The 12,012-nt window shown below is 45.6% G+C and carries 8 protein-coding genes and 3 tRNA genes; 3 read left to right on the forward strand and 8 right to left on the reverse strand.

Annotated elements, in window-relative coordinates; genetic code table 11:
- Positions 1–168 precede the first annotated feature (168 nt).
- The 3 genes from D908_RS01700 to D908_RS01690 form a co-directional block, all read right to left on the reverse strand.
- Positions 169–687 carry a low molecular weight protein-tyrosine-phosphatase gene (locus D908_RS01700; RefSeq protein WP_032467773.1) on the reverse strand — a complete coding sequence of 173 codons (519 nt, stop codon included), beginning with the start codon at positions 685–687 and terminating at the stop codon, positions 169–171.
- Positions 688–1,040: 353 nt separating this feature from the next.
- Positions 1,041–4,151 carry a vibriobactin export RND transporter permease subunit VexH gene (gene vexH, locus D908_RS01695; RefSeq protein WP_005527382.1) on the reverse strand — a complete coding sequence of 1,037 codons (3,111 nt, stop codon included), beginning with the start codon at positions 4,149–4,151 and terminating at the stop codon, positions 1,041–1,043.
- Positions 4,151–5,209 carry a vibriobactin export RND transporter periplasmic adaptor subunit VexG gene (locus D908_RS01690; RefSeq protein WP_005527384.1) on the reverse strand — a complete coding sequence of 353 codons (1,059 nt, stop codon included), beginning with the start codon at positions 5,207–5,209 and terminating at the stop codon, positions 4,151–4,153. Before D908_RS01690 ends, vexH begins: the two co-directional genes overlap by 1 nt.
- Before the next feature lie 270 nt (positions 5,210–5,479).
- On the opposite strand from D908_RS01690, the gene D908_RS01685 reads away from it, so the two are divergent.
- The 3 genes from D908_RS01685 to D908_RS01675 all read left to right on the forward strand — a co-directional run bounded on the left by D908_RS01685 (position 5,480) and on the right by D908_RS01675 (position 5,903).
- Positions 5,480–5,564, forward strand: a tRNA-Tyr gene (locus tag D908_RS01685).
- Between the two features lie 85 nt (positions 5,565–5,649).
- A tRNA-Tyr gene (locus tag D908_RS01680) sits at positions 5,650–5,734 on the forward strand.
- 84 nt (positions 5,735–5,818) lie between these two features.
- Positions 5,819–5,903: transfer RNA gene (locus tag D908_RS01675), tRNA-Tyr, on the forward strand.
- A 59-nt stretch (positions 5,904–5,962) separates the two neighbouring features.
- Here D908_RS01675 and D908_RS01670 read toward each other — a convergent pair.
- The 5 genes from D908_RS01670 to treC form a co-directional block, all read right to left on the reverse strand.
- Positions 5,963–6,727, reverse strand: coding sequence for a PKD domain-containing protein (locus D908_RS01670; protein ID WP_005527386.1), 765 nt, complete (start codon positions 6,725–6,727; stop codon positions 5,963–5,965).
- 19 nt (positions 6,728–6,746) lie between these two features.
- A complete protein-coding gene (locus D908_RS01665) occupies positions 6,747–7,736 on the reverse strand; it encodes a DUF2860 family protein (RefSeq protein WP_005527388.1) in 990 nt (329 codons plus the stop codon).
- Between the two features lie 76 nt (positions 7,737–7,812).
- A complete protein-coding gene (locus tag D908_RS01660) occupies positions 7,813–9,438 on the reverse strand; it encodes an ATP-binding protein (RefSeq protein ID WP_005527390.1) in 1,626 nt (541 codons plus the stop codon).
- Positions 9,435–10,157 (reverse strand): response regulator, encoded by a 723-nt coding sequence (locus tag D908_RS01655; protein WP_005527393.1) that lies wholly within the window; start codon positions 10,155–10,157, stop codon positions 9,435–9,437. Before D908_RS01655 ends, D908_RS01660 begins: the two co-directional genes overlap by 4 nt.
- Before the next feature lie 125 nt (positions 10,158–10,282).
- The gene (gene treC / locus D908_RS01650) at positions 10,283–11,971 is read right to left on the reverse strand and encodes an alpha,alpha-phosphotrehalase (protein ID WP_005527395.1); all 1,689 of its coding nucleotides are present in this window, start codon (positions 11,969–11,971) and stop codon (positions 10,283–10,285) included.
- Positions 11,972–12,012: the final 41 nt, after the last annotated feature.

The raw sequence follows: 12,012 nt of genomic DNA on the forward strand, positions 1-12,012 counted from the left end.
AGAATATTTACTTATCGGAAATTAGATTTGCGATAAGATTTACTCATAATCACAACAAAGTTAATAAGAAATCATTAAATCAAAACTAATTCTTTGGTTTAGCAACCATCTATATTCAACACCTAATAACTTCAATATGAATGCTAGTCTGATTCAATTCTTCTCTGATCAAACAACCATTTCTCGGCAACCGACTTTAGTGTTTGAACATCCCAAACCAGATTGCTGCCAATAATTCACTAAACCCTGAGCGCCAGACTCAATTAGTAATGCGGTTTTACGAAAAACCTCACTGCTACCACGATAAGGGTCTGGAACTTCTCTTTCCGAGCTTTGTGCATGGCTTAAAAACAGCATCAACTTGCTTTTCTGGTCTGGCGGACAATGGTCAATCAGATCAGCGAGATTGGTTCTATCCATAGCGTAGATAAAGTCATGTTTAATAAAGTCTTGTTGTGTGATTTTTCTGACTTGGTTCTTTTCTGATTGATACCCACAGAGCTGTACAGCTTGTAATGCTTTTTCCTCTGGGTAATCTTTTCCAATCACATTAAGTGTGCCTGCACTACTCACAAGGATATTCAACTTATGCTGACGAATCTTTTCACGAAGAATAATTTCCGCCATAGGTGAACGACACAAATTACCAGTACAAACAACAAGTACCGATAATGGTTTATTCTTTATGTCTAACACGCTATGCATAAGATTTACTATTTTAAATAACCAGCAGAAACTGATTATTAGATTATCCTAAGCTTGCCAACTATGCGTGTCTCATAATTGAGCTAGGTATTAATTAGAACTAAAGCAGTAAAATAGAAGTAATTTTATTTATTCTATTAGTATTAAAATAGAACCATCTGAATCAAAAATACGACAAGACACATTTACTTAGATGTGATAGTTGACATATTTAACTTGGATATTTCTACCGTGATAAGGAACTGTTTTTCAGTATGAGAAGAGATCAAAATACAGGAAGGAATATGCTGTATTAAAGCTCACCACCGCACTAGGCGGTGGTGAGAGGAAAGAGCTTAGTGTTGAACACGACCTTTGACATCTTGCTGAAGCTCGTGATTCAACTCTGCTTCAACATGGCCAGGGGCTTGTGTTGAGCCCGAAATCAAACGGTACATTGCGGGGATAACAAGTAGAGTTACGAGTGTGGCAAATCCCATTCCAAAGAAAATCACTGTACCGACTGCAATTCGACTTTCATAGCCCGCTCCGGTCGACACAATTAAGGGAATCGAGCCGGCTAAGGTGGTAAACGCCGTCATTAAAATCGGGCGTAAACGACGTGCAGAAGCATCAATAATCGCCTTTTCAAACTCAACACCGCGATCGCGCAGCTGGTTTGCGAATTCAACAATCAAGATACCGTTTTTAGTCACCATACCGATCAACATGATCATACCAATCTGACTGTAGATATTCATGCCTTGCCCCATCACGAATAAGCCAAGGAAACCGCCAAACACCCCCATAGGTACTGTGAGCATTACTACCAGTGGATTGATAAAGCTTTCAAACTGCGCTGCCAATACTAAATACGCAACCAACAGTGCCAAAGCAAAAACGATGGCGACACTCGATTGGTTTTCTTTGAAATCTTTCGATTCACCGGAGTAGCTGACTGAAATGTCGCTAGGTAACATCTCCACTGCTTTTTGATCCAGAAAATCAAGCGCTTGACCTAAGGTGTAACCCGCCTCAAGGTTTGCCGTAACCGTAATCGATTTTTGTTTGTTGTAGTGCGCCAAACGAATTGACGACGCCACTTCATCAATACGAGTTACGGTATCAAGAGTGACCAAGTCACCCGTCGAAGTACGCATATAAATCTGGCTTAAATCTGCTGCATTATTAAAGCTGTTTTCGTCACCGCGCAGATAAACATCATACTCCTCGCCGCGTTCCACAAAGGTAGTCACTTTTTTACCACCAAGCATGACCTCCAAGGTGTCAGAAATGGATTTCACACTAATCCCTAATTCTGCGGCACGCTGTTTATCAATCGCCACCACCAACTCAGGTGTTTTTTCCGAATAATCAATATCGGCTCCGGTCATAAACGGAGATTGTTCAGCTTCTTCCTCTAATTTTTCAGCCCAAGTTTTCAGTTCCGAGTAATCCGAACCGCCAAGCACAAACTGCACTGGCTCACTCGAACCGCCACGAAAACCGGGCATGAAAGGAAACACTCGAACATCAGGAATTCCAGCCAAAGCTTTACGCACCTGGCCTAGCGCTTCTTGTGCCGTCACACTGCGTTCATTCCAGTCATCCAGAATCATGATCACAAAACCGGTTTGATCGCCTGCATTACCGCCAAAAGCGGGCGACTGAATGCTGAACGACTTCAAGAATCCTTGCCCTAATAGCGGCATCAAACGCTGCTCGACCAGATCCATATTGGCTGCCATGCGGTTATAGCTGGTCGCATCCGCACCACGCACAAAGGCAAAAATCACGCCGCGATCTTCGGAAGGTGTTAACTGCGCAGGCACCAACTGCATCAAACCATAGCTTCCACCAATGCAAGCCGCGATGACCACAGGAGCAGCCCAACGCCAACGAATGGCTCGGCTTACAATTTTGCGATAGCCGGATTCAAGCCCTGCAAACAGACGATCAATAAACTGGTTAAAGCGTCCCGGTTTCACATTGGCTTTTAAAAGCTTACTTCCAAGCACTGGCGTCAACGTCAGTGCGATAAGGGAGGAAAAAATCACCGCCATCGCAAGCAGTACTGAGAACTCGGTAAACAGCAGCCCAACCATGCCATCCATAAAAGAGATAGGCAGGAACACCATCACCAAGACTAAGGTAGTCGCGATAACCGCAAAACCCACCTCTCGCGTGCCTTTATAAGCCGCCAAAAGTGGTTTTTCACCCCGTTCGATGTGGTGGAAAATGTTTTCAACCACCACAATCGCATCATCCACGACCAGACCAATCGACAAAATCAGCGCCATTAAGGTAATGAGGTTGATCGAGAAACCAAAGTAATACGCTGCCATGAAGGCCGAAATTAAGGAAACAGGAACGGTAACTGCGGGAATCAGCGTTGCTCGTAACTGACCAATAAAGATGTACAACACCAGAATCACTAAACCGCCAGTGATAAATAAAGTGCTATAAACCTCGCTGATCGAGCGCTCAATAAACACCGTTGAATCATAATCGATAGCAAGTCGCGTACCTTTGGGAAGGAATTGCTGAACTTTATCCACTTCTTCATGAACTCGCTTAGCGACTTCTAATGGATTAGCGTCTGATTGCGGCACAATCCCCATGCTGACGTTGACGATACCATCACTCTTAAAGGTCGAGTTCTCATTCTCCGCACCAATAAACACGTCGGATACATCTTTCAGGTACATAGGTGTGCCATCACTAGCACGTTTCACTACCAGATATTCAAAATCTTCAGGAGATTGGTAACCCCGAGCGGTACGGACTGACATCACGGTCGAGTCATTACGAACCTGACCTCCTGGGCTTTCAATATTCTCTTTATTGAGGGCATCCGAAATGTCACTGGTGGTGACGCCACGCCCAGCCATCAATTCTGGTTTTAAGCGCACATACATCACCTTGTACAAGCCACCAGAGACATCGACTGAGCTAACACCCGAGATCAAACTGAAACGGTCGAGCAATACCCGTTCGATGTAATCGGTCAGTTGGGTGCGATCCATCTCTGAGGAACTAAGATTGATGTAGACTGAAGCCTGCCCAGAGCCGTTGTTTTTGAACACCTGCGGATCATCAGCCTCTTCAGGAAGTGAACGCTGCGCCCTTGCCACGGCGTCACGAATATCACTCACCCCGGTGTTTAAGTCATAGCCGAGTTCAAAAGTCACAGTAATGCGCGACATACCATTACGGCTCACCGAGGTGATCTCATCAATACCACTGATGCCAGCCAGTTGGTCTTCCAACACACTCGTGATTTGGCTTTCAATAATAGTGGCCGATGCCCCTTGATAACGGGTCGATACTGAAACCACAGGGCTTTCAATATCCGGCATTTCACGTACAGCCAGTTTGGTAAATGAAACGACACCAAACACACATAGCAGCATACTCAGAACCAGCGCCGCGACAGGGCGCTTAACCGAAACATCAGACAACCACATTACTTGTCATCCTTTTTCAGTGGACGCCCTTCCACCGTCACTTCACTGACGCGAGCGTTGTTACGCATATTCACTATGCCTTGAACAACAATTTTTTCGCCAATGTCCAACCCTTGCTCAATCACGACCTGATTTTCGACTCGAGCTCCAAGCTTGACCTCACGACGCTTAGCCATATTGTCCTCACCAATCACGTACACAAAACGTTTGGTTCCGGAATATTCCAATGCCTGCACAGGAATGATCGGCGCATTGATAGCAGGGAAGTTGATCCGAGCTGACATTAACATCCCCGGCTTTAATCGCTGTTCAGGGTTAGGGAAATTCACTCGCACACGTAGGTTAAGTGTTTCTTGGTTAATTCTGGAATCTACCGCAACGACGGATCCTTCAAATGAGTGATTTGGCCAAGCATTACTGGTGCCCAACACCTTCATGCCTTTGCTGATCTGCGGTAAATAGCGTTCTGGAATTTGCAGATCAAGCTGCATCAAGGTCAAATTATCGAGAGTCAGCAACTCAGCCCCTGCACTCACCCACTTACCGCGGCTAAAATCGATAAAACCGACCGTACCGTCAAAAGGTGCGGTAATATGCAAATCGGCTAAATTGGCCTGCGCCGCATTCAGTCTTGCTTGGCCAATTTCCACTCGAGCTCGCTGTGCATCAATTTCGGTTGGAGTAATGGCGTTGCGTTTTAGCAAGCGTTCATATTCGGCTAATTTGCGCTGCTCATCTTGCAAATACGCTTTTGCCTCAACCAAAGCCGCTTGTGCTTTATCATCATCCAATTGAACCAATAGCTGGCCTTTTTTAACCAACTGATTGGCTTGAACCGCAATCACGTTCACTTTACCTGTCACCTCAGGGGCGATTTCCACCGACTGCTGTGCTTTGAGCTTGCCAACCAAAGAAAGAGATTGAGAAATTTGGTGTGATTGAACTTGCTCAGTAACAACAGAAATAGCGGGGGGCTGAGCAGGTTCTTTGGCGGATAACACAGTGCTGTGCATAAGCACCGTCAATAATGTCAATGAAAGTACAGAGTTTTTGTTCATAATCTGGCTTAGTGTCTGGAAAATCCGTTTATATTGTAGCGACTTATACGCAACTTGAACGTCAAGGAACGTAAAGATTGCCAGTAAAAGTGTAAGGTGCGCTGTGACTTAAGCAGATAAAACGATCAATTACTTGCCTCTTTGCCCAAAAAGACAGCATTCGATTCAATTTGCTAAAAAAAGTGTTTACAGAGGGAGCGAGTTTGATAAGATGCGCTCCGCACTTGAGTGATGTGTTGGGAAAACATCGGTTAAGTATAAAAATACCCTGGAGGGGTTCCCGAGTGGCCAAAGGGAGCAGACTGTAAATCTGCCGGCTCCGCCTTCGATGGTTCGAATCCGTCCCCCTCCACCATATTCTTCTCGCAAGAGAAACCCTTGATTGATGCGTTGGGAAAACATCAGTTAAGTCTTTTCAGTAATGAAAAGAAAAACACCCTGGAGGGGTTCCCGAGTGGCCAAAGGGAGCAGACTGTAAATCTGCCGGCTCCGCCTTCGATGGTTCGAATCCGTCCCCCTCCACCATATTCTCTCGTAAGAGAAACCCTTGATTGATGCGTTGGGAAAACGTCAGTTAAGTCTTTTCAGCAGTGAAAAGAAAAACACCCTGGAGGGGTTCCCGAGTGGCCAAAGGGAGCAGACTGTAAATCTGCCGGCTCCGCCTTCGATGGTTCGAATCCGTCCCCCTCCACCATATACAGAAAGCCAGCTCATTGAGCTGGCTTTTTTACTTTCATCATCTGAACTTTCTGCTTATTGAGATTGAAGTAAAGCATGAATACAGCTTTGCGCATCATCACAATCAACTTGTCCGGTTAAATCCGTCTGCAATAAAAAGCCTTGTTCCAAACTAATACAAGAATTGCTGCCTTCCAGACAGAGAGGAAGAGACTGAGCCGAGAGTTTATCAAGCAGCATGATCGAGGTTTGTAGATTGCCCCCTGAATGCTCCGCAAACAATAAGGTTAACTCTGCGGCACTATTGAGCGATGCCAATGCGTTGATCAGTTGTTCATCCAATTCAGCCAAAGTAACCGAGTCCAAGTGATTCAGCGTCAATATACCCTGATTCTGATCTGCATAACGCCAATCCACTACATTAAGCGACTCCTGCACATTCGCTCTTTGCATACTTTGCGCAGCTGGTTGGATGATCACTTGTATTTGATCACTGTTCTTTCGTCCGCCACTGTCTTCTGCCGATAGTTCAAAAAGATAAGTTCCCGCGACTGTAGGATAAAGCACGCTCGCTTTTAATGTATCCGCGTTGAGTAAAGCAAGTGATTGAGGCCCTGAGACTTGTCGCCAAGTCATGTTTCTAATGGTATACACGGATAACTCAGACTTTGCGGAACCACTCAACATAATGTTATTAAGCGGTATTGTCAGTAACTGATCATCTCCTGCATTCACTGTGGGTTTGGTCAGTTTTTCTGTGTCTTTCCAATCATCGGAACTACACCCTGCTAGCAGAATAACAATACAAAATGTCTTCAATAAATGGGTTAACTTAAACATGAGTCTTTCCTGTCATAGATTAAAAGGTGTAACTAATACCAGTGGCGATAAAGGTGTTCTCACTGTCATAGAAATCGATTTGGGCATCTTGCTGCTGGTAACCCGCCATCACATTCAATTGGGTGTGGGAAAGTGCAAAGGGGTTTTGATAGCCATACACAGCAAACATGGCGAAAGCATCGTCATCTCGCTTGCGGCCAAAGACAGGGTTGTCCTGCTCATATTTGCTCTTGCTGCTACGTAAAGTCGCAACCACTTGATGCCTATCCAGATTCGCAAAGAAGCTAAGTTGTGCCGCGGTTTCTGTGCGGCTCTGCGCACTCCCTTCAGCCGCTTGATCTGTGTAATAGAACCCAGGGGATAACATAATGCTCATAGAAAGCGGGAAATGTATTTCGGCACCTAATCGTTGATAGGTGCTACTGCGTAACAGCGAATGTTGTTCACTAGCGGTGAGAGCTTGTGATTGACCTATGATGTCATGCTCAATCTCACTGTCTGCGTAGGCATATTTCAGTGTGACCGGAAAAGGAAGACTGACCTCGAGAGCGGTTCGCGCACCAACGACATTGTGATCGGTTTTTGTGCGTTGTAAGCCAGTGAGATAAGGGTCTTGCCACGTTTCATCCATGCCGGGAATGTTGCCAAACACAGCAAGCGTGAGGTAAGTATTCGCGGTAATTTGTCCAATCCATCCCAGCTCACTTTGAAACTGAGCTTCACTTATCTGATCTTCACTATTTCCAAAGAAGAGTGCCTGATGACCAAATGTATATTGCAAGCGGCCTAAGATAAGGGGAGAAACGGTTTCGAGCTGTTTCCCTGTTCCATTTAAACTTTGAGTGATGGCATTGCTGTCATCCGTATTCAATTGGGAATTGGTTTGGCTAAAACCAGCATTTAAGCTGATATCGCCACTAAACCCGGGGCGCCATTCAGTGGGTTTAGCCAAACTGGGGATTGAGAAAAAGGCGCAACTCAGCAATAGCGCCAATGGTTTACGATTCATGCTAACTCCTTGTAAGTGGGTTCATTCCTCCACCCAATCAAGTTAACATCGAAGCGATGACTGACTCTTTAGCAATTCATTGACTATTTGTATCCAACTTGGTCACATTTCCCACCGCAATCTCTTTCGGCCAACGCAATTCAAAACGCGCACCACCGAGTAAGTCCGAACGTTTCACCTCGACTTGGCCTTGATGCCAACGAGTAATTTGCTTAACAATCGCTAACCCAAGACCGTGCCCTTTTTCACTGTTGCGTTCCTGATTATTCAGTTGCACAAAAGGTTCAAAAATACGTTCAACATCGTCAGCAGAGATGCCCACACCATCATCTTCAACGATCAATATCAGCTCTCCTTGAGCTTCGTTCAAAGAAAGACGTATTTCCTGCTTGGCATACCGCGCTGCATTGCTTAGCAGGTTTTTAACGGCTCGTAATAAAGCCCGATGGTCGACAAACAGCTTCTGCTGACGTAGATAATCCGATACGTCCACTTGCAGTTTAAGATGCGGATTCTCAAGCCGGAAAAGGTCGGCTTCCGCGTCTAAATTCTCCGTGAAATAGCAGTAAGAAAAATGGCTGATGTCGGTGATTCGGTTATAGCGCGACAGCACTAAGGTTTGATTGATCAAGTGGTCAAGGTCTTCAATGCTGGAATGAATGATTTGGCGGTATTTGTCTTTTTGGCTTTGCGCTATGTCTGGATCATCCAACATTTCAAAGGCAAAACGCAGACGATAAAGCGGTGTTCGCAAATCATGTGCAATCGCATTAGTGAGGGTTCTTTGACTCGCGATCAGTTTTTCAATGTTGTTGGCCATTTGATTGAAGGACTCGCTCAATTGAGAGATCACCGAAAGCCGAGAGGTTGAAGCTCGTTTTGAAAGTACGCCTTGCCCAAACTCATTAGCGGTTTTCACCAGCCGTTTGAGATCTCGCCACAAGGGAAAAATCCACATCACTAAGGCAATAGAAATACCTAAAAAGAACAACCCCGCGATGGCAGTCGTCAGTTTCAGTTGCGTTTGATAGGAGATATTGTCTTCAACATGTAGCCAGACTCCCTCATCAAGCGGAGCCAGTAAAATCATGCTGCCTTGGGGATTCAGATAGCTGATCATCTGCCCTTTGGCTGCACCGAGCTTTTCCTGCTCAATCGGCAATAAATCGGCTTCTCGCACTAAACTCAGTTTTAGCGGAATCAAGCGATTCTGCTCCGCGATACTGCTTTCCCACTGGCTACGAGGCTGACTACGCAGATCTTCAATGGCGAGTGATAGTGTTCCTCGCGCTTGGTTTAATGCGCCCTGTTCTCTGGATTCATTAATCGCGAAATAGAGCACCTTATTACTGTTCAGGACTCGTTGTAATAAAACATTGGGGTCGCCATCTTGGAAAATAAGCTCGCCACTTTGTAAAGCGGGATAAAACAAAGTGGAAGATGCGTAGCTCTCTAACTCATCCAAACGTAACGAGTAAGTAAAATATTGGGCATAATGTTCGATGATTACAGGCCACTCGGTAGGTGGCGCTTGCTGTAGCTTTCCTGATAGAAACGAAAAGTTGCTTCGGTAAACCGGCTTATAGAAGTCTTCCGACAGAGTGCGTGTAAGCTGTTGGATCGGGTTAAATTGATTGGGGATACTGAGCAATAAAATGGGGAGAAAAACTGCGACCCAAAGCACCCAAAATGCTCTAATCATTGCCACTCCCCTTCTTGTACCGCACACAGCTGATAACCCCGGCCGCGGATGGTTTTAATCAGTCTAGGTTCATTCGGGTCATCGTTAAGTGCTCGCCTTAGTCTTGAAATCCTCCGATCAATGGAGCGGTCTAAACCATCATATTCAAAACCTCGGATCTGTTGGGCTATGTCATCCCGCGTGACTATGGTGCCAACATTTTGCGCAAGCAGGTATAGAAGCTCAAATTCACTCGTAGTTAACCTGACTGGGCATTGCGCTAACAGCACCGCCCTGTGTTGCAGATTCATCCATAAAGACCCGATGCGTAACTCATATTTATCGCCTTGAGTATTGCGCTCTTGGCGACGCAACAGAGCACGTATTCGAGAAAGCAACAGCCGCGGTTTAACTTGCTTTACGACATAATCGTCTGCGCCAAGTTCTAAGCCCATCATTTGATCGATGTCGTCATCGAGTGCCGTTTGCATCAAGATCATGCCTCGATATTGTTCACGAATAGCACGGCAAACTTCCATACCGCTTTGACCGGGCAACATAATATCCAAAATGACCAGATCGGGTTGCGCAGTCAAGATGCTATCTACCGCTTGAAGGCCATCAGTAACGATAGTGACATCAAATTCATAGTGGTTAAGAAAATCTTTAATCAGCTCCGCAAGCTCTAAGTCATCTTCAACCAGAATCACTCGGTAAGATTGAGGTAAAGTCCCGTTCATTATGTCCACATCCATTGGGCAAGAATCCAAACTATAGCGGATTGAGCTTAACCGTTATGTGACGATTTGTGACCAACCAAGAACAAAAAAGCCCCGACAGTGCGGGGCTAAAAAGTGATTGAAATCTAAAGGGGAGACTCAATCAGGATTATGCGTGTCTCGTACGGGCGTAGCACTTGATGTGCTAATACGCGCTGTAACTCAATCCCCGGATAATTACCCAGTAAATAGAGCGCATCATCCAGTGGCAATTCAGGTAAAACACACTCTGTTTCGTGGCCGTAATAGTTATTTAAACAAATGAGTATCTGTTTCTGATTGCGACGCTGGTAGGCAAAAATCTCTTTATGATCAGGCAGCAAATCTGTGTAGTCACCATCGGTGATCACCTTAACCTTTTTGCGCAGCGATAATAATCGGCGATAAAAGTAAAACACAGAATGCGGGTCTTCCAAAGCGGCTTGAGCGTTAATATCAGAGTAGTTACTCGCCAGATCAATCCACGGTTCGCCACGAGTAAAACCGGCATGACGACTCGCATCCCACTGCATAGGAGTACGAGAGTTATCACGCGACTTTTGCGCCAGAATAGCCAGCATTTCACTTTCTGGCATCCCTTGTTGCTGCACCATCATCTGGTGGACGTTAATGCTTTCCACATCACGATATTGCTTAATCGAGGTAAACCCTGGATTGGTCATTCCAATCTCTTCACCTTGGTAGATATAGGGTGTGCCTTGCATTAAGTGAATAGTCGCGGCGAGCATTTTGGCCGACTCCACTCGATACTGCTGATCATTGCCTAAACGGCTCACAATCCGCGGCTGATCGTGGTTACACCAAAACAGCGCACCCCACCCTTTACCATTAAGTCCCGTTTGCCAATGATTAAAGATTTGCTTGAGTTGCAGAAAATCAAATGGCGCATTGGTCCACTTTTCCCCATTCGGGTAATCGACTTTCAAATGATGGAAGTTAAACACCATAGAAAGCTCTCGCCCATCCAGCGCGGAATACTGTTGGCAATGTTCCAAGGTAGTTGAAGACATTTCGCCCACGGTTACGCTGCCATAACGCTGAAAGACATCTCGACTGATCTCTTGCAGATACTCATGCACACGCGGGCCATCGGTATAAAAACGGCGGCCATCGCCCGTTTCATCATCAGCAAAGTCTTGCTGTTTGGAAATCAGGTTAATCACATCAAGCCGGAAACCATCGACGCCTTTTTCCGCCCAAAAGCTAATGATTTTTTTGACTTCTTCCCGAACTTGCGGATTTTCCCAATTGAGGTCGGCCTGCTGTTTGGCAAACAGATGCAAATAATATTCGCCCGTTGCTTCATCCAACTCCCATGCACTGCCACCAAATTTAGATTGCCAGTTATTCGGCACACCACCGTTAACCGGTTTGCGCCAAATGTAGTAATCACGATAAGGGCTAGAGTGATCGCCCAGCGCAGATTGGAACCAAGCGTGTTCGGTTGAGGTGTGGTTAACCACGATATCCATGATGATGCGAACACCGCGCCGATGCGCTTCACTCAGCAACTGTTCAAAATCCTGCATGGTGCCAAAATCAGGATTGATCGCGTAGTAATCGGCAATGTCATAGCCATTATCGACCATGGGCGATTCATAAATTGGCGTCAGCCAGATCGCATCAATGCCTAATTTCTGCAGATAATCGAGTTTACTGATGATGCCTTGCAGATCCCCTACACCTTTTGCGCCACTATCACAGAAACTTTTCGGGTAAATTTGATAAATCGCCGCGGTTTTCCACCATGGTGTGGGCTGCGTTGAATTGCTCATACAACTTCTCACTTACTCAAAAATCTTACTAAAAACAGAGA

Origin of the sequence: Vibrio mimicus CAIM 602, from assembly GCF_000338875.1 — a bacterium.
Lineage (GTDB): Bacteria > Pseudomonadota > Gammaproteobacteria > Enterobacterales > Vibrionaceae > Vibrio > Vibrio mimicus.

Excerpts from the sequence above, each read along its gene's own strand:
- vexH (WP_005527382.1), bottom strand. The coding sequence starts at position 4,151 with ATGTGGTTGTCTGATGTTTCGGTTAAGCGCCCTGTCGCGGCGCTGGTT.
- D908_RS01690 (WP_005527384.1), bottom strand. The coding sequence starts at position 5,209 with ATGAACAAAAACTCTGTACTTTCATTGACATTATTGACGGTGCTTATG.
- D908_RS01670 (WP_005527386.1), bottom strand. The coding sequence starts at position 6,727 with ATGTTTAAGTTAACCCATTTATTGAAGACATTTTGTATTGTTATTCTG.
- D908_RS01665 (WP_005527388.1), bottom strand. The coding sequence starts at position 7,736 with ATGAATCGTAAACCATTGGCGCTATTGCTGAGTTGCGCCTTTTTCTCA.
- D908_RS01660 (WP_005527390.1), bottom strand. The coding sequence starts at position 9,438 with ATGATTAGAGCATTTTGGGTGCTTTGGGTCGCAGTTTTTCTCCCCATT.
- D908_RS01655 (WP_005527393.1), bottom strand. The coding sequence starts at position 10,157 with ATGAACGGGACTTTACCTCAATCTTACCGAGTGATTCTGGTTGAAGAT.
- treC (WP_005527395.1), bottom strand. The coding sequence starts at position 11,971 with ATGAGCAATTCAACGCAGCCCACACCATGGTGGAAAACCGCGGCGATT.